General features: G+C 71.6%; 23 protein-coding genes, 1 tRNA gene and 1 pseudogene. 14 read left to right on the top strand and 11 right to left on the bottom strand.

Features of this window, described 5'->3' with window-relative positions; genetic code table 11:
- Positions 1–89: 89 nt before the first annotated feature.
- A tRNA-Gly gene (locus tag ABEA62_RS04115) sits at positions 90–163 on the bottom strand.
- Between the two features lie 106 nt (positions 164–269).
- On the bottom strand, positions 270–1,184 hold the full coding sequence (locus ABEA62_RS04110) for an aldose epimerase family protein (protein ID WP_286214609.1): 915 nt from the start codon (positions 1,182–1,184) through the stop codon (positions 270–272).
- A gap of 89 nt (positions 1,185–1,273) precedes the next feature.
- On the opposite strand from ABEA62_RS04110, the gene ABEA62_RS04105 reads away from it, so the two are divergent.
- The 3 genes from ABEA62_RS04105 (at position 1,274) to ABEA62_RS04095 (ending at position 3,076) form a co-directional block, all read left to right on the top strand.
- Positions 1,274–2,080 (top strand): hypothetical protein, encoded by an 807-nt coding sequence (locus ABEA62_RS04105; protein WP_286214610.1) that lies wholly within the window; start codon positions 1,274–1,276, stop codon positions 2,078–2,080.
- 203 nt (positions 2,081–2,283) lie between these two features.
- Positions 2,284–2,523, top strand: coding sequence for a DUF6458 family protein (locus tag ABEA62_RS04100; protein WP_286214612.1), 240 nt, complete (start codon positions 2,284–2,286; stop codon positions 2,521–2,523).
- Between the two features lie 100 nt (positions 2,524–2,623).
- The gene (locus ABEA62_RS04095) at positions 2,624–3,076 is read left to right on the top strand and encodes a VOC family protein (RefSeq protein WP_286214613.1); all 453 of its coding nucleotides are present in this window, start codon (positions 2,624–2,626) and stop codon (positions 3,074–3,076) included.
- A gap of 157 nt (positions 3,077–3,233) precedes the next feature.
- Here ABEA62_RS04095 and ABEA62_RS04090 read toward each other — a convergent pair whose 3' ends face one another.
- Both ABEA62_RS04090 and ABEA62_RS04085 read right to left on the bottom strand, forming a co-directional pair.
- Entirely contained in the window at positions 3,234–4,574 is a 1,341-nt protein-coding gene (locus ABEA62_RS04090; RefSeq protein ID WP_286214615.1) for an MFS transporter, read from the bottom strand.
- Positions 4,575–4,693: 119 nt separating this feature from the next.
- Positions 4,694–5,266: a DUF6518 family protein gene (locus ABEA62_RS04085; protein ID WP_286216759.1), complete on the bottom strand. Its 573-nt coding sequence runs from the start codon at positions 5,264–5,266 to the stop codon at positions 4,694–4,696.
- A gap of 184 nt (positions 5,267–5,450) precedes the next feature.
- Between ABEA62_RS04085 and ABEA62_RS04080 the strand changes: the two genes are divergently transcribed.
- Both ABEA62_RS04080 and ABEA62_RS04075 read left to right on the top strand, forming a co-directional pair.
- Entirely contained in the window at positions 5,451–7,067 is a 1,617-nt protein-coding gene (locus tag ABEA62_RS04080; protein WP_345378714.1) for an ABC-F family ATP-binding cassette domain-containing protein, read from the top strand.
- Positions 7,068–7,168: 101 nt separating this feature from the next.
- The gene (locus ABEA62_RS04075; RefSeq protein ID WP_286214619.1) at positions 7,169–8,158 is read left to right on the top strand and encodes an NAD-dependent epimerase/dehydratase family protein; all 990 of its coding nucleotides are present in this window, start codon (positions 7,169–7,171) and stop codon (positions 8,156–8,158) included.
- Here the strand turns inward: ABEA62_RS04075 and ABEA62_RS04070 are convergent.
- Both ABEA62_RS04070 and ABEA62_RS04065 read right to left on the bottom strand, forming a co-directional pair.
- Positions 8,155–8,631 (bottom strand): nucleoside deaminase, encoded by a 477-nt coding sequence (locus tag ABEA62_RS04070; protein WP_286214620.1) that lies wholly within the window; start codon positions 8,629–8,631, stop codon positions 8,155–8,157. The genes ABEA62_RS04075 and ABEA62_RS04070 overlap by 4 nt on opposite strands.
- Before the next feature lie 44 nt (positions 8,632–8,675).
- Positions 8,676–10,001, bottom strand: coding sequence for an ATP-binding protein (locus ABEA62_RS04065; RefSeq protein WP_286214621.1), 1,326 nt, complete (start codon positions 9,999–10,001; stop codon positions 8,676–8,678).
- A 265-nt stretch (positions 10,002–10,266) separates the two neighbouring features.
- Between ABEA62_RS04065 and ABEA62_RS04060 the strand changes: the two genes are divergently transcribed.
- Entirely contained in the window at positions 10,267–12,198 is a 1,932-nt protein-coding gene (locus ABEA62_RS04060; RefSeq protein WP_286214622.1) for an alpha/beta hydrolase, read from the top strand.
- A 13-nt stretch (positions 12,199–12,211) separates the two neighbouring features.
- On the opposite strand, the gene ABEA62_RS04055 is transcribed toward ABEA62_RS04060, so the two are convergent.
- Positions 12,212–12,817, bottom strand: a complete 606-nt coding sequence (locus tag ABEA62_RS04055) for a DUF5701 family protein (RefSeq protein WP_286214623.1) — start codon at positions 12,815–12,817, stop codon at positions 12,212–12,214.
- A 124-nt stretch (positions 12,818–12,941) separates the two neighbouring features.
- Here ABEA62_RS04055 and ABEA62_RS04050 point away from each other — a divergent pair, with 124 nt between their 5' ends.
- The 4 genes and pseudogenes from ABEA62_RS04050 to ABEA62_RS04035 form a co-directional block, all read left to right on the top strand.
- Positions 12,942–13,292: an ArsR/SmtB family transcription factor gene (locus tag ABEA62_RS04050; RefSeq protein ID WP_286214624.1), complete on the top strand. Its 351-nt coding sequence runs from the start codon at positions 12,942–12,944 to the stop codon at positions 13,290–13,292.
- A gap of 19 nt (positions 13,293–13,311) precedes the next feature.
- Positions 13,312–14,301 carry an SRPBCC family protein gene (locus tag ABEA62_RS04045; protein ID WP_286214625.1) on the top strand — a complete coding sequence of 330 codons (990 nt, stop codon included), beginning with the start codon at positions 13,312–13,314 and terminating at the stop codon, positions 14,299–14,301.
- Positions 14,298–14,543 (top strand): DUF4287 domain-containing protein, encoded by a 246-nt coding sequence (locus tag ABEA62_RS04040; RefSeq protein ID WP_286214627.1) that lies wholly within the window; start codon positions 14,298–14,300, stop codon positions 14,541–14,543. The genes ABEA62_RS04045 and ABEA62_RS04040 overlap by 4 nt, the downstream gene beginning before the upstream one ends.
- 228 nt (positions 14,544–14,771) lie before the next feature.
- A pseudogene (locus ABEA62_RS04035) lies at positions 14,772–15,092 on the top strand (SRPBCC domain-containing protein); the annotation flags it as partial.
- Here the strand turns inward: ABEA62_RS04035 and ABEA62_RS04030 are convergent.
- The gene (locus tag ABEA62_RS04030; protein WP_286214629.1) at positions 15,071–16,477 is read right to left on the bottom strand and encodes a sensor histidine kinase; all 1,407 of its coding nucleotides are present in this window, start codon (positions 16,475–16,477) and stop codon (positions 15,071–15,073) included. The pseudogene ABEA62_RS04035 and the gene ABEA62_RS04030 overlap by 22 nt on opposite strands.
- Positions 16,474–17,157 carry a response regulator transcription factor gene (locus ABEA62_RS04025; protein WP_286214630.1) on the bottom strand — a complete coding sequence of 228 codons (684 nt, stop codon included), beginning with the start codon at positions 17,155–17,157 and terminating at the stop codon, positions 16,474–16,476. The genes ABEA62_RS04030 and ABEA62_RS04025 overlap by 4 nt, the downstream gene beginning before the upstream one ends.
- A gap of 235 nt (positions 17,158–17,392) precedes the next feature.
- On the opposite strand from ABEA62_RS04025, the gene ABEA62_RS04020 reads away from it, so the two are divergent.
- Genes ABEA62_RS04020 through ABEA62_RS04010 form a run of 3 tightly spaced genes read left to right on the top strand, consistent with a single transcriptional unit; the run spans position 17,393 to position 20,656 of the window.
- Complete coding sequence (locus tag ABEA62_RS04020) at positions 17,393–18,061, top strand: DUF4956 domain-containing protein (RefSeq protein WP_286214631.1); 669 nt, start codon at positions 17,393–17,395, stop codon at positions 18,059–18,061.
- Positions 18,058–18,825 (top strand): polyphosphate polymerase domain-containing protein, encoded by a 768-nt coding sequence (locus ABEA62_RS04015; protein ID WP_345378702.1) that lies wholly within the window; start codon positions 18,058–18,060, stop codon positions 18,823–18,825. The genes ABEA62_RS04020 and ABEA62_RS04015 overlap by 4 nt, the downstream gene beginning before the upstream one ends.
- A gap of 13 nt (positions 18,826–18,838) precedes the next feature.
- Positions 18,839–20,656 carry a carbohydrate-binding domain-containing protein gene (locus ABEA62_RS04010; RefSeq protein WP_286214635.1) on the top strand — a complete coding sequence of 606 codons (1,818 nt, stop codon included), beginning with the start codon at positions 18,839–18,841 and terminating at the stop codon, positions 20,654–20,656.
- Between the two features lie 202 nt (positions 20,657–20,858).
- Here the strand turns inward: ABEA62_RS04010 and ABEA62_RS04005 are convergent, their stop codons facing one another.
- Positions 20,859–21,734 (bottom strand): LysR family transcriptional regulator, encoded by an 876-nt coding sequence (locus ABEA62_RS04005; RefSeq protein ID WP_286214636.1) that lies wholly within the window; start codon positions 21,732–21,734, stop codon positions 20,859–20,861.
- A 79-nt stretch (positions 21,735–21,813) separates the two neighbouring features.
- Here ABEA62_RS04005 and ABEA62_RS04000 point away from each other — a divergent pair, with 79 nt between their 5' ends.
- A complete protein-coding gene (locus tag ABEA62_RS04000; protein WP_345378699.1) occupies positions 21,814–22,848 on the top strand; it encodes an aminotransferase class V-fold PLP-dependent enzyme in 1,035 nt (344 codons plus the stop codon).
- A 36-nt stretch (positions 22,849–22,884) separates the two neighbouring features.
- On the opposite strand, the gene proC is transcribed toward ABEA62_RS04000, so the two are convergent.
- Positions 22,885–23,727, bottom strand: coding sequence for a pyrroline-5-carboxylate reductase (gene proC, locus ABEA62_RS03995; RefSeq protein WP_345378697.1), 843 nt, complete (start codon positions 23,725–23,727; stop codon positions 22,885–22,887).
- Positions 23,728–23,761 lie beyond the last annotated feature (34 nt).

Raw genomic sequence — 23,761 nt, 5'->3', positions numbered from 1 at the left:
AAAGCCCTAAACTCCCAGAACAACTCCCGAGCCGGAGTATGCATCAGGGGCTTTGGAGTCGTAATTTGCCTGTTTACCAGGGGTTTTAGTGGAGCGGGTGACGGGAATCGAACCCGCACTGTCAACTTGGGAAGCTGAAGTTCTGCCATTGAACTACACCCGCGTGCGCCGCTCGGAGGCGGCGCGTCACCCATTCTAGAGGGTGACGGCGAGGGCCTCGACAGCACGCGCGGAAGCGCGCCGCCGAGGCCGTCGCCGTGAGCGACGCGTCAGCGTTGCGGAGCTGCGGCAATCGCGAACGATGCGGACACGGTCTGTCCGGGCTCGATCACGAACAGGCCCGTGCCCTCGACGCCGTTCGCCTTCAGGGTGAAGGCGTCGTTGGCGTTCGAGACGGGCTCGAAGGCGAAGAAGTCCTTGCCCGGCGGGATGTACAGCACCGCGTGCTCGAGCAGGGCATCCGCCGTGATCGTGAGCGACACCGCGCCGGGGTAGTCGACCGTGGCGAGCACCTCGCCCGTGCGACCCGCGAAGCAGTCGTCGACGAAGGTCTGACCGATCGGCTTGCGCACCGAGAAGTCCGCGTGCTCGGGGATCGGGCCGGCGCCCTCGGTGGGCATCTGGTTCTCGAGTGCGTACGCCTGGGTGCAGTTGACCTCGAGCTCGCCCTCGGGGGAGCCCGCGACCGAGCGCAGGAAGTAGGGGTGGTGGCCGAACCCGGCCGGGAAGGCCTCCTCGTCCACGTTCTCGATCGCGTACGTCCACACGAAGCGGTCGTCCTCGAGCGCGTACGTGAAGCGTGCGATGAAGCTCCACGGCCAGTTGACGCCAAAGAAGTCGCGCGAGTCGAACTCGAGGACCACGTGCTCGGGTCCGCTCTCGACTACGGCCCACGGGTACTCCCACCCGGTGCCGTGAATCGCGGTGCCGTCCGGCCAGTTGACGCGCAACGCGTACGCGGAGCCGTCCCAGGCGAGCCGTCCCTCACGGATCCGGTTCGACCAGGGGACCAAGGGGTAGGACGCGGTCTCGGTGGCCACGTCGAGGTCGGCGGCGGAGGTGGGGCGGAGCACGTCCTCCCAGTCGTCGCCGATGCGGACCTGGCCGAAGGCGACGGACCCACCGGTGGCGGGTACGAGCCCCACGCGCCAGTGCGGGTTCTCGATGGTGATGATCTCAGGCATGGCACCATCATGGCCGAATGCGCAGGTTCCGGCGACGCCGCAGGTCCCAAGAGGTCCCGAGTCGCGCCGCGACGCGCCACAATGTCGGCATGAGGATCGGCGGAACACTCGCAGTGGTCGCGCTCGCGGGCGCCCTGGCGGGCTGCGCGTCGAGCCCCACGTTTCCCGTCGTGGGCGAGTCGGCCACGGTGACGCCGCCGGAATCCTCGGTACTGCAGTGGATCACCGTCGAGATCGAGGCGGCCTCGAGCCAGCCCGTGACGGTTCAGGGCGGATCCGTGTTCTCGCCCTTATTCGAGCGGCTCGACGCCGTCGAGGTCGGCGAGGTGGTCGAGCCCGACGGCACCGTGGGTATCCGTCTGCCGCTGGGTGACGCCGTCTGCCCGGCCTCGACCGGATCGTCGAGCGCTCAGTTGGTCCTCGAGTCCGAGGGCGCGGAACTGATCCAGGCGGTGATGCTCGACGATGCCGTGCTCGCGGGGGTCCACAAGGAGCGGTGTGCGCTCGCCGCGTCGATGCAGGCCGCCGAGGTGTCCCTGGGTGCGTCGCATGGCGCGGGCGAGGACGCGGTCGGCACCAGCATCGTGATGACGCGCAGCATCTCGCCGTTGCCCGCGACGCTGCTGAGCGTCACGGGGTCGGACGTCTTCACCGTGACCCCCTCACCGGGCGAGCTGCCGGCCACGCTCGTGGTGGGCCGTGAACGCCTCGAGGTTCCCGTCTCGATCTCACTCGTGCAGTGCCCTGGCTCGGCGAGTGAGCTCACGGAGAGCGACTTCGTGTTCTCGGCCCGCCTCGCCGTCGAGGGGGCCGAGCCTCATCCCGCGGCCGTACGCGCGGCGGGTGACCTGCGCGACGATCTGGAGGCGCTCGTCGACACCTGCGCGGGTGCCTAGCGCGACGGCGGTATTCCCGCTCCCGCGAAGTCTCATCATCCCTGCTAGAACTCGCAGGCAAGGGGACGATGCGCGGCCCGCGAGGCATCGTCCCTTGCCAAGGTGCGTTGCACCCTTCGACGGGTCCGCGCTCAGGCGCCCCGCCGCCGGAGGTACCGGCGGCCGCGACAGGGCCCGCTGGAGAGCAGGGGAGGGACAGCATCATGGCACTCGGTTCCGGCATCTTCTTGATTGTCATCGGCGCGATTGCGGCCTTCGCGGTGCGCGACTCTGTCGACGCGGTGGACCTCACGATGATCGGCTACATCTGCATGGCCGCAGGTGTGGTGGCGATCATCGTGTCGCTCATCGCGAACCAGCAGCGCAGCAACACGACTCACCGCGAGATTCGCGACGAGCACGTCGACCAGCACCGCATCGACGATCGCCGCACGGACGTATAGCGCCCACAGCCTCGCGGCCGCTCGACGCGCGCCGCGAGGCTGACGGACGTAGCCTGGCCGCGTTGGACAGGCACGGCTCACTCACCTTGAGGGAGAAACGATGGCGACGGTCGCGAGTTACTTCAACTTCGACGGCACGTGCGAGGAGGCCTTTGCCCTCTATCGCGATGTCCTGGGTGGGGAGTTCGACGGCCCGCCCATGTACATGCGAGACATGCCGGTCGAACCCGGTCAGCCGCCCCTTCCCGAGGAGGAAGGCGGGCGCGTGATGCACATGGCGCTCACGCTGCCCGGGGGACACCAGCTGATGGGGACGGACATCGTGCCGTCGATGGGGATGACATTGACGCGCGGCAACGCGATGTACGTGACCCTTACCCTCGACGACGAGGATGCGCTGCGCGAGATCTTCGCGAAGCTCTCCGAGGGTGGTGTCGTCACCGCCGAGCCGACTCCCATGTTCTGGGGCGACCTCTACACGGACTTCTTCGACCGCTACGGCATTCAGTGGATGCTCCTCGCGCCGCTCACGGAGGGCCAAGGGCTGGCGTAGAGCCCGCGCCGCGCTGTCTCGCGGCTCCGCCACACAAGCCACCCCGGCATCGGCCCTCAGCGGCCTCCGCGGGCGTGACACGCCGACGACACGCCGGGACCCGTGTGGCGGAGCCGCGAATCCGTGTGGCGGAGCCGCAGCACTCCAGACGCAGCGGCTAGGGCTGAGCCGAGCGGTCGACGATCTGCTGCGCGAGGATGTCCTCGGCGGCGCGCGAGCGAGCCTCGCGTTCCTCTTGCGCCACGCGCGGATAGCGCACGCGCACGAACGGCCGCGCGAGTTGATACGAGACCGTCAGTCGAGCATCGCGCACCACCCAGGCCGCCGCCCCAAGTGCGATCGCCATCGACGCGATGGCCCCGACTCCGATCGCCCACCGCGGACCCCAGTGCTCGCCGATCCACCCGACGAGGGGTGAGCCCACCGGCGTCGCGCCCAGGAACACCATCATGTACAGCGCCATCACGCGCCCTCGCATGAGCGGGGTCGTGGTGGTCTGCACTGCAGCGTTCGCCGAGGTAATCATGGTGAGCGCGAAGAAGCCCACCGCGATGCCGCTGACCGCATAGAGCTCGTAGGTCGGCGCGAGCGCCATGAGTCCGGACGCCGCCCCAAACCCGAACGCGGCGCCCACCACGAGCCTCAGCCGGACGCGCCGCCGCCGCGCCGCGAGCAGCGCGCCGGTGACCGAGCCGATCGCGAGGATCGAGCCCAGCACGCCGTACTCGCCCGCGCCCTTGCCGAACTCGGTTGCCGCCATCATCGCGCTCGTGAGCTGGAAGTTGAGGCCCAGCGCGGAGACCACGCTCACCACGACCATGATGACCAGGATGTCGGGCCGCCTGCGCACGTAGCGCACGCCCTCGCGCACCTGCCCGCGCCGCCTGCTCGCGCGCTCCTGAGGGTGAAGGTCCGCGGTGCGCATCAGCATCAACGCGGCGATGGTCGCGCCGTACGTCACCGCGTTGATGAGAAACACCCATCCGGTGCCCACCGCGGCGATGAGGAGCCCGGCCACGCCGGGACCGATCAGCCTGGCGGCGTTGAACGATGCGCTGTTGAGGGCCACGGCATTCGGCAGGGAGGCAGTCGGCACCAGGTCGGAGACGAAGGTCTGGCGCGCGGGACCGTCAATCGCGGACACCACTCCGAGCCCCAGCGCGAAGCCGTACACGTGCCAGAGCTCGACCTCTCCGAGCACGACGAGCAGCCCCAGCCCGAGGCCGAGGAGTCCCTGACCCACCTGGGTCCATATCAGCAGCGTGCGGTGGTCGACGCGGTCGGCGAGCACGCCGGCCCACGGCGACAGGAACAGGAAGGGAGCGAACTGCAGCGCGGTCGTAATGCCCACCGCCACGCCCGACTCCTGCGTGAGGACCGTCAGGACTAGCCAGTCCTGCGCCACGCGCTGCATCCACGTGCCCACGTTCGACACGAGCGCTCCCGCGAACCACAGGCGGAAGTTGGGGATGGAGAGCGAGGCGAAGGTGTGTGACATGCGTCCTTTCCCATACTTTGCGAGACGCAAAGTAATCCGACACCTCTAGGGTACGCCCGGGCCGCATCGTCACTGGCTGAATCGTGACTGCGCTCGCGGCGAGGTGCCTCGCGGAGGGATCAGGCGATGCCGAAGACCACCCACGTCACCGCGGCCACGCCCGCGGTGGCGAACACGGCCGCGGCTCGCGACGCGAGCGTGGTGAGCCGCGTGACTGCGAGCCACACGAGCACTCCGACGGCGAGGAGCGCCTGGGCCCACCAGTACGCCACCGGCGTGGTGTCCGCGATGCGCGTGAGGCCGTGCGTCGCCTCACCCAGCGCGAGTCCGGGCATCCACGCGACCGCGGCGGCCGTCGCGAGCGGGTGGAGCCGGCGGCGCATCAGCACGATCGCGATGCCCACGAGCGAGCCGATCACGATTCCCGCCATCGACCAGAAGACCAGCTCCGCCGACATCCCGTATCCGCGCACCTGCGCCGTCACGTAGTAACCGAGCATCGCGAGCGGCCCGGCGGCGGCGCCCAACGCGATGGTCGAGACCGCTCCCCTGCCCGCCCATGCGACCGCGGCGGAGAGTGCGACCACGGGTGCGGCGCTGTTGAACAGCGGCGCGAGGACGTCAGGCGCGTACGTCTGCCCCCAGGACATCGCGACGCCGGCGATCACGGCGCCGACCAGGGCAAGGGGAATTCGCGTCTGCAGGCCGCCATCCTACGAGGGGCGACGGGCGGGGCTTGGGAGGGGACGATGCCTGGCGTACCCTGGTCCGAGCGCGCCACGAGGGTTGGCGTCGAGGAGGCAGGGTGGAGCTTTAGGGTCGCCGGACGTCACGTCTGGCCACGGTCATCGCACCTTCCAGACCCTCGGAGCACCCATGCCCACCCTCTCCTTTTCTCACGTCTCGTTCGCCTGGCCCGACGGCCGGCGGGTCTTTGACGACCTCACGACCGCGGTCCCCGAGGGCCTCAGCGCCCTCGTGGGTCGCAACGGAATCGGCAAGTCCACGCTGTTGCGCCTTGCGCTCGGCGAGCTCACTCCCACGGCCGGAACCATCTCCACCGCCGGGCGTCTCGCGTACGTGCCTCAGGACCTCATCCTTGGGGTCGACGCCCGGGTCATCGACGTGCTCGGGGTCGCCCCCCGGGTCGACGCCCTGAGGGCCATCGAGTCGGGGTCCGGCGACCCCGCGCACTACGAGGTGCTCGGCGACGACTGGGGCGTCGAGGACAGGGCGCTGGCGGTGCTGAGGGTCCTGGGCCTCGAGGTCGGGCTCGACCGCAGGGTGGGGCACGTCAGCGGCGGCGAGGCCGTGCTGCTGGGGGTGGGTGCCGCGCTGCTCGCGGACCCGGATCTCCTCATCCTCGACGAGCCGACCAATAACCTCGACGCCGAGGCCCGCGCCGCGCTGCGGGACAGCCTCTCGAGCCGACGCGGCGCGACGCTGGTCGTCACCCACGACCGCGGAATGCTCGAGACGGTCGACAGGATCGGGGAGTTGCGCGAGCGCGACGATCGCACCGCCGACCTCCACTGGTACGGGGGCGCGCTCGGCGAGTTCGAAAGCGCGCGTGCAACCGAAGGCGAGGCCGCCGCCCGCGCGGTCACGGCGGCCGAGTCCGCCGTCGCGCGGCGAGGCCGCGAGCTCGACGCCCACGTGGCGGCGGCAGGGCGGCGGTCGAGGCAGGGGGAGAAGGCGCGGGCGCAGCGGAGGGTCGTGGGGCTGGCGGCCGATGCCGCGAAGAACCGCGCCGAGCGCACGGACGCGCGGGTGCGGGCCATCCACGAGCAGCGCCTGGCCGCCGAGCGCGAGCGCCTCGACCAGGCCCGGGCCGCGCTCCCCCGTGACCGCGCCATCCGGATCGACCTCCCCGCGACCGCGGTGCCCTCGCGTCGACTCGTGGCGGAGGCCGCCGGCCTGGTCACCCGCACCGGCGCGGAGCTCGATGCGCTCGTGCGAGGGCCCGAGCGCATTCACGTTGCAGGAGGCAACGGCGCAGGCAAGACGACGTTGGTCGCGACGCTGCTCGGAGAGATCGCGCCGGCCTCCGGTCGGGCGAGTGTCGCCGTGTCGGCGGGCGTGCTGCGCCAGCGGCTCGATGTCCTCGACCCGTCGCTGTCGGTGATCGACAACGTGAGGCGCCGTGCGCCCGAGGCCAGCCCGCAGGACGTGCGCGACAGCCTGGGACGCTTCCAGTTCCGCGGCGCCTCCGCCGGCGCGCCGGTGAGCACCCTTTCGGGAGGCGAGCGCTTTCGTGCGGCGCTCGCGTGCGTCCTGCTTGCGCGTCCCGCTCCCCAGCTGCTCGTGCTCGACGAGCCGACCAACAGCCTCGACCTCGACTCGCAGGCGCGCCTGCTCGAGGCGCTGGCGGACTTCCAGGGGGCACTCCTCGTCATCAGCCACGATCCCGCGTTCGTCGAGGCGCTGCATCCGACACGGCGCTGGACCGTCGCGGCCGAGGGAGGCCCGGTGACGGACGAGCCGCTCGCGTGAGTCCCCAGCCTTCTGGCGTGGACAACGGGCCCGTGCGGGGTGAGCATGACAGGGCGGGACCGCGACCGTGGCCCGGGGCATCGTCCCGCTAGCCTGGCCGCATGCCCGCATTGCTGATTCTTGGAGGCACGGCCTGGGTGGGTCGCGAGACCGCCCGCGAGGCACTCGCGCGGGGGTGGGAGGTCACGTGTCTCGCGCGCGGCGAGTCCGGAGCGGTGGCGGCAGGGGCGCGGCACGTGGTCGCCGACCGCGACAGCCCCGACGCCTACGCCGAGGTCGCGGGGCACGACTGGGACGCCGTGGTCGAGGTGAGCTGGCAGCCGCGCCACGTGCGCGAGGCCGCGCAGGCGCTCGCGGGCCGCGCGGCGCACTGGACCTACGTGTCCTCGGTGGCGGCGTATGCGCCGTCGCGCAGCCTCATCCCGGAGGACGCCCCCTTGCGCGCGCCCGCCGCCCCTGACGAGCGCGTCGACGCGAGCCGCTACGACGCCGCGAAGGTGCGCTGCGAGCTCGACACGCTCGTGGTGCATCCCGCGGCGCTGCTCGTGCGCGCCGGCGTGATCGTGGGACCGGGCGACAACACGGAGCGGTTCCCGTACTGGCCGCGACGCGCGGCGCAGGCCGGTGCCGCGCCCATGCTCGCGCCGGCCGAGCCGGCGCACCCGCTGCAGCTCATCGACGTGCGTGACCTCGTCGCGTGGATGCTGGGCGCGGTCGAGGCGGGGGTGACGGGTGCCGTCAACGCGGTGGGTCCGCAGATCCCGTTCGGGACCATGGTGGCCGCCGCGCGCGAGGCGGCCGGAGCCACCGGCCCCCTCGTCGAGGCGCCAGCCGACTGGCTCGAGGAGCGCGGGGTGCGGCGGTGGAAGGGCGAGGCGTCCCTGCCGCTGTGGGTTCCCGATCGCGGCGAGGAGGCACGTACGGGATATCACTCCGACGAGCGGCTGCTGGCGACCGGGGCGACGCTGCGCCCCCTCGCGGAGACGATGCGCGACGTCCTTGCCGAGGAGATCGCCCTGGGCGTGGAGCGCGGGGGCGTGGCGGGGCTCACGCGCGAGCGCGAGCTCGCGCTGCTGGCGGAGCTGGGCTAGACCCAGAAGCCCTCGTGCACGGTCGCCGCCTCGTCCTCGAGCAGCGGGCCCGTGACCCGAATGTCGCGCCCGCCCGCCGCGAAGACCTCGCGGCACGGCAGCGCGAGCGTGGGGTTCTCGGGGTGCGCGCCGGTGATCGCCAGGAGCCCCGACTCGGACAGCCCGAAGACGACGGCGCCGATCCCCGCCCAGTAGATCGCGCCGGAGCACATCGCGCACGGCTCGGTGCTCGTGACGAGCGTCGCGCCGGCGAGCTCGTCGGCGTCGAGCTGGTTGCTCGCGAGGCGCACCAGGTTGGTCTCGGCATGGCCCGTCGCGTCGCGGTGCGTGGTGACGGTGTTCTCCGCCTCGAGCACGATCCGCCCGCTGGCGTCGACCAGCACGGCGCCGAAGGGATGGTTGCCGTGCTCGCGCGCGGACCGCGCGACGTCGATGGCGCGGCGCAGGTGGGAGAGCGTGGTGGGGTCGGTCATGGCCCCAGGCTACGGCCGCCGTGTGCGGCTGTCGGGCGTGCCGGTCAGACGCGACCGAATCCCTCGGTGTCCTCGGCGAACTCCGCCGCGACGTCCTCGGACACCGTCGCGCGGGTGGCGGCGATCGCGGCCAGGTAGTCGCCCGTGGTGGGGCCTACGCCCGCGGTGGGGCCCGTGCCCGCGCCGCCACCCGCATCGTCCCCGTGCCCGGCAATCCCCGTGCGCACGGCCGCCTCGAGCGCGGCCTGGCTGGCCCTCCGCGCGGCGAACTCGATGTCCGCGGGGGTGAAGCCCTCGCTCGCGTGGACCAGCGCGTCGCTGTCGACGGCCGATGCGGCGGCAGGAGGGATGAAGCGCGTCCAGATCGCGCGGCGAGCCTCGGCGTCGGGGAGGCCGATGGGGATGACGTAGTCGAAGCGGCCGTGGCGCAGGAATGCGCTGTCGAGAGAGCGGATGAAGTTGGTCGCACACACGAGGAGGCGGTCGGGGCGCTCGCGGAACGCGGGGATGATCTTGAGCAGCTCGTTGGTGACGCCCTGCAGCGGAGACGGCGGGTCGCCGCGGCGGTGCGAGGCGATCTCCTCGACCTCGTCGATGAGGACAACCGCGTGCTCGAGCTCCGCGATGCGGTGGAACGTGTCCCTGAGGGCTCCCGCGAGTCCGGCCGGGTCCGCCGCGAGCCGCGACGGGAAGACCTCGACGAAGGACCACTCGAGGCGCGACGCGATGGCCTTCGCGAACGTGGTCTTGCCGGTGCCGGGCGGGCCGAACATGACGACCGCGCGCGGCGGGGCGACCCCATAGCGCTCGGCGAGGGAGGGCTCCGCGAGTGGCAGAACCAGACGCTTCTCGATGAGGTCCTTCTCGCGACGCATGCCCGCGACGCCGTCCCACAGCCCGCGCGGGAGCACGCGGCCGCCCAGTTCGGCGAGCAGTGCCATCTCCGCGCGCTGCACGGGCAGGCGGCGCTCAAGGTAGCGCACCGCCTTCTTCTCCGCGAAGCCCGCGTCGCGGAACGCCTCGAGGTGGGTCTGCGCGGTGGGCACCAGGGCGGACAGGGTGGTGGGTCCGGCATGGGCGACCCGCGTCTCGAGGGCGGCGAGCAGGGCAGGGCCCACGCCCTGGCCGTGCCAGGAATCGTCCACCCCGTGGAACACCACCCAGGCCTGGTTGTGTGCGCGCCTGCCGACGGCCGCGCCCACGATCTGGTCTCCCACGGCGGCGACCACCGCGATGTCCTCCGACGCGGAGGTGAGGACCTCCGCGAGTGCGTAGACCGGCTCGATGCCGGCGGCGCGCGAGCGCTCCCAGAGCCGCACGATCCCCTCGAGGTCGTGGGCGTGGGCGTCTCGGACTCGCCACGTGGACATGGTTGCCTCCCTCGTACGTCGGCGTGCGGGGTGTGATCGAAGATACCCCAGGGGGGTATGCGGCGCCTAGGGGTCGTGGTCGCGGGGGTGCAGGTTGTGCGGGAGCGCCGACAGGTTGTGCGGACGCGCTCCCCCGAGGCACGGGGTGTCGGTTGGCTGGGGTCAGGTCGAGCATCGGCCTGCCAATGGAGTCAGGCCAGGGCCGTCGCGCCCCCGATCGTGAGTGTGCGCCAACGGAGGCGCACGCCGTGGAAGGAACAATCTGATGGAGACCACCGCGGCCCACCGCCGCACCCTTGCCCGCCGCGCCACGTGGCTTGCGACCCTGTCGCTCGCCTCCGCCCTTGTCGGAGCGGGCGCGGCGTCGGCCGAGCCCGTACCCTCGCCCCTGGGCGCGACCGTCACCAAGACCGACACCGCCCCGACGGGATACGAGGTCACGTTCCGCGTGGAGTCCGACTCCGCACACGTGTACCTGCTCGGCGACACCTACTTCACTCAGCCCGACATGCTGGGCGGGGCGGAGACCTTCTTCAGCCACGAGGGTCGCACCGGCGACGAGTGGCGCGAGGGCGACATCTCGCATCCGCTCTTCACCAACGTGCCCGCCGAGCTCACGGAGGTGTCCGAGGGGCTCTTCGAGATCACGATGGCGCTGCCGGCGGGCGCCTTCAGCTACGGGTTCGCGCACACCGACGAGCCGTGCACGATGGGCTTCTCGTGCGCCGCGACGCCCGACCCCACCAACCCTCCGGTCTTCGCTGACGCGACCGGGGCATCGTCCCAGGCGCTGTCCCAGGTCTTCGTCCCCTCTCACCCCTCGTTCCCGACCTACGACGCCGACGCCCAGGGTCACCCCGTCGACGGCACCCTGGAACACGTGCTGTTCACCGACGCGGGGGAGATCTCGCCCGCGGGCGACAACCAGCTGGGCGTGTACCTGCCTCCCGGATACGACCCCGAGCGGGCCGAGCCCTATCAGCTGCTCGTGCTCTCGCACGGCGCATACGACAACGAGACGTCGTGGTTCAGCCAGGGGCGCGCGGCGAACATCGTCGAGCACGCGATCGACACCGGCGCGATCGAGGACACCGTGGTGGTGACCACCAACTTCTACAACTTCGACTCCGGCTCGACGGAGGAGGGCACTACCCTCTATGCCGCCTACGCCGAGGCGCTGCGCACCGTGGTATTGCCGATGGTCGAGGACGCGTATCACGTGTCGACCGAGCGGGCCGATCGCGCCTTCGGCGGACTGTCGATGGGCGGCGGCATCTCGACGCACCTGCTTCAGCATGATGCCGACCTGTTCGGCTACTTCGGGATCTGGTCGGGGGCACAACTGGGCCTGGGCGACATCTCGGCCGACGAGCTGGCCAACCTCGACAGCGCGCTCGGCATTCACGTGGGCGCGGGCGAGCAGGACTACCTCGCGGGGATCGGCGAGGGCTCCGCGCAGCGCGCGCTCGCGTATCGCCAACTCGGGCTGCGCGTCGACGAGCACTCGATGGACGGCGGACACACCTTCCAGGTGTGGCGCACGATGCTCCACGACTACCTCGAGAACGTGGCCTTCGCGGACGTTCCCGCGCATGAGCCCGCGACGCTCCTCACCGACATCTCGCCGGTGATCGACGATGCACGCCACACCGAGTTCTTTACCGAGATCTCGTGGCTCGCGGAGCAGGGGATCACTCGTGGGTGGGAGACCGACGGCGGCCGGGAGTTCCGTCCGCTGGGCACGATCACGCGTGACGCCATGGCCGCGTTCCTCTACCGGCTCGCGGGGTCGCCCGAGTGGGAGGCTCCCGCGGCCTCTCCCTTCATCGACGTGACGCCGTCGACCACCGAGTTCTACGCCGAGATCACGTGGCTCGCGGATCAGCAGATCACGCTCGGGTGGGAGACTGCGGCGGGTCAGGAGTATCGGCCGCTCGCGCCCATCACCCGGGACGCAATCGCGGCGTTCCTCTACCGGTTCGCCGCACCGGCGGGGTACGAGGCCCCCGCCGAGTCCGCGTTCGTGGACGTCGCGCCGGGTTCGACGGAGTTCTACACGGAGATCGCGTGGCTCGCCGAGTCGGGTATCTCGACGGGGTGGGTCGAGGGTGACGCCGCGGAATTCCGGCCGCGCTCCGCGACCACGCGTGACGCGATGGCGGCCTTCCTGTTCCGCCTGACCGGCCTCGCCGGCTAGGTCGACGGAGGGCTCAGGGATGGCGGGCGCTCGCGCTCGCCATCCCTAGCCAGTCGTGCGGCACGCCGTCGAAGCACCAGCCCAGCTTCGGCGCGCCGGCGCTGATCCACAGCGCGGGGACGCGCTTGTCGCCGCGCGTCGAGCCGTCGAGCATGAAGCAGTGATTCTTCGCCAGGACCGCGGGGTCGAGCGCGAGCACCGAGAGGCCCTCGTCGATCGTGAGCGGGGTGCGCCCGGCGGCGGCGATCGGCTCGCGCGTGTCGCGGGGTGCGACTCCGCGGTAGCGGTCGCCCCGGTCGAACCCCTCGAGGAGATACAGCGGGCCGGAGGGCACGGCGAGTTCGGGCCGAGGGTCGTAGGGCGCGAGGCCTGCGCGGGCATCGGAGAAGTGATTCTTGTCGAGAATCCCCTGCTTGGTGCCGTCGCTCAAGCGCAGCAGCGGCACTCGCTCCTCCGGATCGATGAGCTCACGCGTCACTACCAGGGTGACGTCCTCGCGCGTCTCAGCGGCGTCGGTCAACGGCTCGGCGAGCGCGCGGAACCGCGCGTCGGTAAGCCCCGCGAGGCGCGGATACCCCAGCGCGACATAGCGGTCGACCTGCCAGCGGATGTCCGTCATGGTGCCCCCTCGTCGAATGCCCGTGAGGTCTCAACGCGCGGCGGCCCGCCTTTGTCGCTCCGGGAGCCACCCGCGTCGCGCGAGGGGTTGCGGGAGAGCGCGCGGGGGCGTAACGTGCAACCACATGGTTGTAGATGAACTCGCTCAGGCCGACGTGGATCGCATCTTCCACGCGCTGGCAGACGCGACCCGGCGCGACATTGTCCGTCGGACGCTCTCCGTCGAGTCCTCTGTCAGCGAGCTGGCCAGGGCCTACGACATGTCCTTCGCCGCGGTGCAGAAGCACGTGGCAGTCCTGGAGGGAGCCGGTCTGGTGACCAAGCACTCCCGCGGACGCGAGCGCATGGTGAGGGGCAACGCCGCCCAGATCGCCCGTGCCCGCGCCCTGCTCACTCAACTCGAGGACCTGTGGAGGGCCCGGTTCAGCCGGCTCGACGAGGTCCTCGCCGATCCGCCGCCCCCGCCGCGTCCCTGACAGTCCCCAAGGAGTGCCCATGCCTCTCACGACCGTCGCCTCCGACCCGGAGGCCCTCACCATCACCGTCGTCGGCGAATACGCCGTCCCCGTCGAGCGGCTCTTCCAGGCCTATCTCGATCCGCGTCAGCTCGAGCGCTTCTGGGGCCCCGAGGAATGGCCGGCCACCTTCACCAGGCACGACGCCGCCCCTGGCGGTCGCTCCGAGTACGCCATGACCGGGCCCGACGGCGAGACGTCGCGCGGCTACTGGCGGTGGATCTCCGTCGATGCCCCTCGCTCCTTCGAGGTCGAGGACGGCTTCGCCAACGCGGACGGCTCGGACAACACCGACCTCCCCGCCATGCGCATGGTCTACACGTTCGAGCCGACCCCCGACGGCTCGCGCTTCACGTCGGTCACCTACTTCGACTCGATCGAGTCCCTGCAGACCGTGGTCGACATGGGGATGGAGGAGGGGCTGCGCTCGGCGATGTCGCAGATGGACGCGGTGCTCGCGGACCTCGAGTCCTTCGCCGCTGGCCGCGCGACGCAGGCGCAGCTGCTCTCCGACACCCAGGTGCGCGTCTCGCGCGTCATCCGCGGCACGGTCGAGCAGGTGTGGCGCGCCCACCACGAGCCCGCGCTCATGCAGCGCTGGCTCCTGGGACCCGAGGGCTGGGAGATGACCACTGCCGATGTCGCGTCCGCCGTGGGCGACTCGTACACGAACCGCTGGGCGCCCGTCGCGGGAGGGCCGGCGGATGGCGCCGAGGCCTTCGGCTTCGAGGGCGAGCTCCTCGCCTCCGACCCGCCGTACCGCGAGGTCACCTCCGAGCGCATGATCGGGATGCCCGGGCCGGGCACCACCAACGAGCTCACTCTCACGCCCGTCGCGGGCGGGACGCTGATGAGCCTGGTCATCACCTATCCCGACAAGGACCTGCGCGACATGATCCTGGCCACCGGCATGACGGACGGCATGGAGTCCAGCTACCTGCGCCTCGAGTCCGTGTTGGCGGCCGCGTGAGCGAGCACCGCGTCCCGGCTCCGCATCTGGAGCCGGGACGCAAGCTCGCCGGTCCGGTGTCCTACTTCCCGAGCATCGAGCGCACGTACGGCCGCCCGATGCAGGAGTGGCTGGACCTCGCCGCGGCGCGTCTCGACGCGGGAGACACCCACATGCAGGCGGTCGCCCACCTCAAGGACGAGCACGGCATGGGTCATGGGCACGCGAACGCCGTGGTCCACTACGTCAAGCAACGTCTCTAGCGGTTGCGCGCTCGCCTCACCGGCGCACACTGGGAGTCATGGATGCCGCAACGTCGCTCGATCCCGCCCACGAGGGCCGCGTACTCGTGATCGACGGGCGGGACGTGTTGCGATTCGAGCGCGACCTTACCGCGCCGCCCACACGCGTGTGGAGCGCGCTCACCTCGCCGGAGGACACCGGGCGGTGGTCGTACCGCGCGACCTTCGAGGGGCGGGCGGGCGGGCGGCACGGTGACGTTCGACTACGGCGAGGCTGGCACGGCGACGGGGGTCGTGACGGCCTGGGAGGAACCCGTCGCCCTCGCGTACGAGTGGGGAGAGGGGACGATGCCGTGGCGGGTACGGATGACCCTCGCCCCCGCGGGGGACGGCACGCGGCTGACCTTCGATCACCTCGCACCTGACCCGCACCATCCGGACTACGCCGCCGGGTGGCACTGGCACCTCGATCGCCTTGCTCAGGTCATCGCGGGCGACGAGCCGGCACGCGTCGACTCGGACGCCCACTTCGAGGAGCTGCAGCGGCTCTACGCGCGCGCCGAGGGCTGACGCGGGAACGTCAGCGTCACCGTCGTGCCCCGGCCCTGTGCGGAGTCGACGTCGAGCGTTCCCCCGTGGACCGACACGATCGCCGCGGTGATCGCAAGTCCGAGCCCCGCCCCACCCGTGGCGCGGGTGCGCGAGTGGTCGCCGCGCACGAACCTCTCGGTCGCGCGCGCCGCCATCTCGGGCGACATCCCCGGGCCGTCGTCGCTCACCGCGATCCTGGCCACGGCATCGTCCCCGCTGACGGCGACCCTGACGGCCGAGCCGCCGTGGACGGCCGCATTGGTCACGACGTTGATGACCGCCTGCCGCAGGCGGTCGGGGTCGCCCATGACGATGATGGGCGCGGCGGCGTCGAGCGCAAAGCTCACGCCCTCGCGCGCCGCGGTCGCGTCGCCGAGGACCTCGGCGCACAACGCGCTGAGGTCCACCTCGATCGGCGACATCTGCGGCTCGGCGTCGTACTTCGCGAGCTCGAGCAGGTCCTCGACCAGGCGGCGCATGCGGCCAGCCTCCGCCTCGGTACGACGCCATGCGTCCGCGATGTCCTCGTCACGCGTGAGCGCGCCGCGCCGATACAGCTCGGCGTAGCCGAGCACCGTGGTGAGCGGCGTGCGCAGCTCGTGCGAGGCATCGGCGACGAACTCACGGAGGCGCGCCTCGGAGCGCTCGCGTTCCTCGAGGGCGTCCGTGAGCGTCGAGATCATGGTGTTGAGCGAGGTCGCGAGCGCCGCGGACTCCGAGCCGCGGCCCGCGCCCTCGAGGCGCACGTCGAGGTCGCCGCCCGCGATGCGGGCCGAGGCGTCGACCATGCGGCGCATCGGCGTGATGCCCAGCCTGATCACCCAGCCGCCCACCGCCGCGAGACCGCCGATCACGATCACGAGCCCGACGGCCTCGATCAGCATGAGGCGCTGCGTCGTGGCCTCCACGGAGTCGAGCGAGAGGGCGGTGATGTCCGTACCGAAACTCGTGGCCTTCGCGAGGACGCGGTAGCCGGGGCCCTCGCCGTCCGACGCCGGCACCGTGAGGAAGACCGAGCCGGACGTGGGCAGGTCGCCGGCCGTGAGCACGGGGACCGTGCCATCCGCGCCGTCGACATTCGGGGAGAAGAACACCTGCAGCGAGCCCGACGAGTCGACGACCCCGCGCAGCACGTCCGAGGGGCGCGAGACGTCGGGGTCCGTGTCGCCGTCGCTGAGCCGGGGCTCGTGGCGCGTCGTGTCGACGGGGCCCGAGGAGGACGCGAGGCGCTCGTCGAGCTGTTCGACCAGGTATGAGTGCGTCACCGCGGTGACGAACGCGGCCACCATGATGACCGCGGCGGCGATGCCCGCCAGCCCCACCATGAGTCGTGCCCGCAGACTGAGTCCCTCGGGTCGGGTCACGGCAGCCTCAGCGTGTAGCCCACGCCGCGGATGGTGTGGATGAGCTTCGGCTCGGTGGCGTCGACCTTGCGGCGCACGTAGCCGATGTAGGTCTCGACCACGCCGGGGTCGTCATCGCGCGAGTATCCCCACACGCCCTCGAGCAGCTGGCCGCGCGAGAGCACCCGCCCGGTGTGCTGCATGAGGTGGCGCAGGAGGTTGTATTCGGTGGGGGACAGCTGAATCTCCTCGCCGCCGCGCGTGACACGGTGCGCGACATCGTCGAGTTCCAGATCCGCGACGCGGTAGACGTCCGAGGCGCTGGGGGCGCGCTCGACGCGACGCGACACGGCCTCGACGCGTGCCACGAGCTCGTCGAGGTTGAACGGCTTCTGGAGGTAGTCGTCGCCCCCGATCGTGAGCCCCTCGACCTTGTCCTTGGCGCTGTCACGCGCGGTGAGGAAGATGATGGGGGTGCGATCCCCCGACTCGCGCAGGCGCCGGCACACGGCGAAGCCGTCGAGACCGGGCATCATGACGTCGAGCACGATGAGGTCGGGGCGCGTCTCGCGCACCGCGCGCAGCCCCTCGTGGCCGTCGGTGGCCTCGGAGACCGAGTACCCCTCGTAGCGCAGGGCGGCGCAGAGCATGGTGCGGAGGTTGTCCTCGTCATCGACAACCAGGATTCGGCGTTCGGGCATGACCCCAGTATCGCGGGCCATCCTCACGATTTGCTGGGAGCGCACGGAGAGCACGCTCGGGGCGGCATCTTCGGGAGGTGCGCGGTGGCGGCGCGAGCTGACCTCGAGGGACGAGGCTCCGATCCCAGGTGACTCCACTTCTGCTCCCAGCCCTCTCACAGCCGGCGCGGGTTACATCGAGGTGAACAAGCGGCCCGGCGGTCTCGCCCGGCGCCCCCGAAATCGAGAGGTGCCCATGCCCGTCTATGCCTTCATCGCCGCCGACCTGGTCGCGATCGCCATCCTTGTGTTCGGCCTCTACTTCCCCCGCCACCGCCGTCGCGACATGATCGTGGCGCTGCTGTCGATCAACGTGGGCGTCATGGGCGTCACGTATGCGATGACCAACGCGGAGATCTCGCTCGGCTTCGGTCTGGGGATCTTCGCGGTGCTGTCGATCATCCGCCTGCGCTCGACCGAGATGGACCATGCGGAGATCGCGTACTACTTCACCGCGATCGCGCTGGGCCTGCTGGGCGGCTTCCCCGCGATCAGCCCGTCGGTGAGCCTCACGCTCATGGCCGTGCTGCTCGCCGTGATCCTCGTGGGCGATCACCCTTCCCTGTTCCGCCGCACGCGTCACCAGCAGATGGTGCTCGACCGCGCCCTTCCCCTCGAGGAGGAGGCGCGCCGCCACCTCGCGGCCTTGCTCGGCGCGGAGATTCACCGCGTCACGCTGCGCAAGGTCGACATGGTCGAGGAGACCACGCTGGTGGACGTCCGCTACTCGCTCGTCGCCCCCGCGCGCTCGGGGGACGATGCCGGGCACGTCACCGCGCACGCTCCCACGGTCGAGACGGTCCCCGTGCCGATGCGCACCACGGCGCCCGTGACCGTTGCCCCCGCAGCCGAGGCCTCGCGATGACCGCCTGGGAGGAGCGCCTCGCCGACCTTCCCTCGGTGGCCCTCGCTCAGCTCGAATCCGAGGCCGCGCTGCTCACGCGCGTGGACCGCAAGTACATCGTCGCCCCCGCGGTGTGGGCGGACGTCATGGCCGCCATACCGGCGATGCGCGCGCTCGAGATCGACGGCGCCCGCGACTTCGGCTACTCGTCGATCTACTTCGACACCCCCGAGCTCGAGTCGTATGCCGCCGCGGCCCACCGTCGCCCCTCGCGCTACAAGGTGCGCATCCGCGAGTACCTCGACACGGGAGGCCGCTCGATCGAGGTCAAGCTGCGCTCGGCCAAGGGCGAGACCGTCAAGCACCGCGAGTGGCTCCCCGAGGGGGCGGCGCGCGACCGGCGGCTCGACGGCCCCGCCAGGGAGTTTGTCGCGGGCTTCCCGCAGGTCGCTCCCGCGGTCGACCGCCTCGAGGCGGTGCTCGCGACGCACTACCGACGCTCCACGCTGGTGCTCGACGGCTCGCGCGTGACCATCGATCGTGACGTCACCGCGATCGACACGGACGGCGCGCACCTGCACTTCGGCGACGCGATCATCGTCGAAACCAAGACCGCCCGCCGCGCGGGCGACGTCGACCGCGCCCTGTGGGCACGTGGCGTGCGACCCGCGCGGGTGTCCAAGTACTGCACGTCGCTCGCGGCGCTCCAGCGTGAGCTCCCCGCGAACCGGTGGGCGCGCACGATGCGCCGCCACCTCTCCCCGACCCCCGCCCCGGCGGCTTAAGAAAGGCCCTGTCATGCGCAAGCCCACCCTCCTGTTCGCCGGCCTCCTCACCGGCACGCTGTTTTTGGCCGGCTGCACCTCCGCCGAGCCCACCGAGGTCACGGCCACCGGCTCGGACGAGGCCGTGGTCTCGACGGACACGACCGACTCCGGCGACACCGCCACGACCGTCGCCGCGTCGACCGACGTCCTGACCGAGGTCACGTATGCCGAGCTGGGCGTCAAGGAGGTCGATCTCGCCGTCGACGAATCCGCCGCCGTCGACATCACGCTGTCGGACTCGGGCTCCACGGGCGGCGATGGGGTGACCGTCGACGGGTCGACCGTCACCATCACCGCGGGCGGCGTCTATCGGCTCTCGGGCACCCTCTCCGAGGGGCGCGTGGTGGTCGCGACCGCCGACGAGGACGTCACGCTGATTCTCGACGGAGTCGACATCACGTCGCCCGACACCGCCGCGCTGGACATCGAGGGCGCCGACGAGGCGATCGTGTGGCTCGCCGCCGGGTCGACGAACACGCTCTCCGATGCGGCCGACGCGACCGTGGCCACGGAGGACGCCGAGGACTCCGCGTCGACGGACACCCCGAACGCGACGCTGTACTCGACCGCGAACCTCTGGATCGCGGGCGACGGAGCGCTCGTGGTCAACGGCGTGGCCGCGGACGGCATCACGTCGAAGGACGGCCTGGTCATCGCCGGAGGTGACCTCACCGTCACCGCCGCGGACGACGGCATTCGAGGCAAGGACCACCTGGTGATCTCGGCAGGGGCCGTCACCGTCGAGGCGGGCGGCGACGGGCTGCGCTCCGACAACGAGGACGTGGCCAACGAGGATGGCGAGGCGCTGGGCGTCGTGTGGATCGACGGCGGCACGATCGACGTGACCGCCGGGGTCGACGCGATCGACGCGTATCGCCAGGTCGCGATCGAGGGCGGCGCGCTCGCTCTCGCCGCCGAGGACGATGGCATCACCACCGAGGGTGTCCTGCACGTGTCGGACGGCACGGTGGACATCTCGGCGTCCTACGAGGGCCTCGAGGGAGGAGTGATCCGCCTCACGGGAGGTGAGGGGAGCATCGTCGCGAGCGACGACGGCATCAACGTCAATGGCGGCACGGACGCCGCGGCGGGAGCCGGCGGAGGAACGATGCCCGGCGGTGGCACGCGGCCCGGCCGCACCCAGGACGATGCGGCCACCGGGGACGCGGCCGCCGACAGCACGACGACAGACGGTGCGGCCACGAGTGACGCGGCCACCGTCGCGACGACAGACGGCGCCACCGACGCCACCACCGTCGCGATGGGACCAGGAGGAGGCATGGAGCAGGCCGCGGAGGGACGCTACCTCGAGATCACCGGCGGCACGTGGGTGATCGACGCCGACGGCGACGGGCTCGACTCGAACGGCACCGCGACCATGACGGGCGGCACGGTGGTGGTGAGTGGTCCGACCAACAACGGCAACGGCGCAATCGACGTCAACGGCACATTCGAGATCACGGGCGGCTCGCTCGTGGCGGCAGGCTCGGCCGGGATGCTGGTGTCGCCCACCGCGACCGGCGACCAGGGAGTGCTCACCGTGAGCTTCGCCTCCGCGATCGCCGAGGGCACCGTGATCACGGTCTCGGACTCGGATGGCGACCACGTTGCGTCCTTCACGACCTCGAAGATCTCTCAGGCGGTCGTGTTGTCCGTCCCCGGCCTGGTGTCGGGCGAGGAGTACACGATCAGCACGGGCGCAAGCGTCGACGGCGAGGAGGTGAGCGGACTCGTCGTGGGAGGCAGCGCGACCGGCGGCGACGAGCTCGGCTCGCTCGCGGCCGACTGAGCGGAGGAGGCCGTTCCCGGCCAACTCCCGTCCCCGTCTCAGCCGGTTCTCAGGGAGCGTCGGTTGACTATGAGGTGCGTCGCCCGGTCCACGAGCCCCCCGGGCCGGGCGACGCTCCTCCGTTCGATCGTGGTCCTGCCGCCACGTCGACCGCACGAGCGAGGCCCCCGGTGTCTGCCAACACCGGGGGCCTCGCGGCGTCTCACGCGCCGCGCAGGAGCGCCGCGAAGGCCTCCGCGGCGGGCGCGGGCTCTCGCGGCAGGGCGAGGAAGATCTCCCGATACGTGGGTGGCTGCGTGGGAATCGCGACGATGCCGGGGATCGCCGGGCTCGCGTCGAGGGCCAGGCGCGTGAGCAGCGCCACGCCCAGCCCCTCCGCGATGAGCCGCTGCGCCGCGATGTAGTCCTCGGTGACGAAGGCGATGTGGGGGACGAAGCCCGAGTCGGCGGCGTGCGCGACGAGGTGCGTGCGGCATCGGGCGCATCCCGAGATCCACCGCTCGTGGGCGAGGGCGCCCAGGTCGAGGCGCGTGCGACCCGCGAGCGGATGAGAATCCGGCAGGATCGCGAAGTACTCGTCCTGGCCCAGCGGGGTCAGCGGGAGGTCGTCGGGCGTGGGTGTCGCGGAGTCGGCGAAGCCGATCACGAGGTCAGCCCTCCCGTCCCTGAGCAGCGCGAGGGCCTCGTCGGTCTCGGTCTCCTCGAGGCCGATCTCGACGCCCGGATAGGTCGCGGCGAACTGTGCGAGCGGTCGCGGCAGGGTGGTGGCGCAGTACGAGGTGAAGGCCGCGATGCGAAGGCGACCCACGCGCAGGTCCGCGTGGCGGTGGAGGCATCGCTCGGCGTCCTCGAGGCTCGCGGCGATCGCGTCCGCATGCTGAAGCAGGGCCTCGCCCGCGGGGGTCAGGCGTGTGACGCGTCCCGCGCGGGCGGTCAGGGGCACGCCGGCGCGCCGCTCGAGCGCCCGCAGATGATGGGCGACGGTCGGCTCGCTCAGCGTCAGCGAGCGCGCGGCGGCCGCCTTCGAGCCGTGGCGCGCGACCTCGCGAAGGATGAGCAGCCGCTCGACGTCGATCATGACACCATCATCGCATCGAGGTCTCCACCCACAAAGGCCCGTCTTGTGGAGGTGTGCGAGGCGGCCCGAGCATGGAGGCATGCTTGCGATCGCCTCCGCCTTCACCCGCGTGCCGGGCTACCTCGACACCGCGTCCTACGGGTTGCCTTCCCGCGCGGCGGCCCGCGCGGTCCGCGACGCGGTGCGCGCGTGGCAGGCCGGAACGCTCGACCCCGCCGCGTTCGACCCCGCGGTGGAGCGCATGCGTGCGGCGTTCGGGACGCTCGTCGGCGCGGCCGCGGATGATGTGACGCTCGCCGGTTCGACGTCTCAGGTCGTGGGCATGGTGGCTGCCTCGCTTCCCGACGGCGCGCGCGTCGCGATTGCCGAGGGCGACTTCGCCTCGGTGTGCTTCCCGTTCCTTGCGGACCCGCGCCTGCGGGTCGACGTGGTGCCGCTCGACGGGATCGTGGCGGCGGCTGCCACGGCCGACCTCGTGGCGGTGAGCGCCGTGCAGTCGTCCGACGGCCGGGTCGCGAATCTCGACGCGCTGGCCACTGCGGCGCGCGTGTCGGGCGCGAAGACGCTCGTGGACGCGAGTCACGCCGCGGGATGGATGGAGCTGTCTGCCAGGGACTTCGATGTGGTGGTCGCGAGCGCCTACAAGTGGCTCGCCGCTCCGCGCGGGATCGCGCTCGCGGCGGTGCGACCCGACGCCGCCTGGGTGCGTCCCGTGAACGCGGGCTGGTACGGAGCGGACCGGCCGTGGGACTCGCTGTACGGGCCGCGCATGCAGCTCAGCGCGACCGCGCGCCGCCTCGACACGTCGCCGCCGTGGCAGCTGGTCGAGGCGGGCGCGATCTCCCTCGAGCTCCTCGCGAGCCAGGCGGTCGCGGAGATCGGGGCGCATAGCGTGGGCCTCGCGAACGCGTTCCGCGAGCGCATCGGGATGCCACGCGGCGCCTCGCCGATCGTCGCGGTCGAGGGTGTCGACGCGGACGCCCTGGCGGGAGCCGGGATTCGCGCCTCGTCACGCGGCGGTCGCGCGCGCTTCGCCTTCCACGTCGCGAACGACGAGCGCGACGTCGACCTGGTCGTCCACGCGGTGCGCGCCAAGGCCCGTGCGGCGGCGTGAGGCGTCACCGCACCACGGCGAGAGGGAGGCCGGGCCCTAGCCCGCGAGCTCGGCGCCGAGCTCCTTCGAGCGCGACACGGCGGCGTTGGCGCCCGCCGAAATCACGCCCTGCAGGCCCGCGTGGGTCATCGCGTCGAGCGCCGCGAGCGTGGTGCCTCCGGGCGAACTCACCCGACGTCGCAGCTCCTGCGGCGTGTCTCCCGACTCGGCGAGCAGCTGCGCCGCCCCCGTGAAGGTCTGCTGTGCAAGCGTGCTCGCGAGCTCGCGATCGAGGCCCTGCATCACGCCTGCCTCGGTCAGCGCCTCGACCACCGCGAAGAAGTAGGCCGGGGCCGACCCGGCGACGGCGATCACCGCGTCGATGTTCTCCTCGGGAACCCTCACCACGAGGCCGGTCGCCTGGAGCATCGTCTCGACGAGCGCGAGGTGATCGTCGGTGGCCGCCGCACCGGCGGACACCGAGGTCGCGCCGCGACCCACGACCGCGGGGGTATTGGGCATGACGCGCACGACGGGCGTGCCCGCGGGCAGGTGGCGCTCGTAGAAGGACGACGGCAGCGCCGCGGCGACCGTCACGACGAGCGTGCCGGGGGTGACGGCGGCGGAGATCTCGTCGAGGACCTCCGCCATCTGCTGTGGCTTGACGGCCAGGAGCACCACTCCCGCGCCGGCCGCCGCCTCGGCGGCGGCGCCCGCGGTCGCGACCTCGTGCGCGTCCGCGAGGGTCGCGAGGCGCTCCGCGTTGCGGTCGACGACCGTGATCGACGAGCCCGGCCACCCCGCGACACGCATCGCGGAGACGAGGGTTTCGCCCATCACTCCGCCGCCAATCACGGCGACGGAAGGGTGCTCGGACAGGGGGGAGGCTGGCGTGCTCATGGTTCCAACCTAGCGCGGCCTCCCGACGCGGGCC

It is taken from the genome of Demequina sediminis (genome assembly GCF_039545075.1).
Taxonomy (GTDB): domain Bacteria; phylum Actinomycetota; class Actinomycetes; order Actinomycetales; family Demequinaceae; genus Demequina; species Demequina sediminis.
The sequence above is the reverse complement of the archived record's forward strand: the minus strand, read 5'-3'. Positions and strand labels throughout refer to the sequence as shown.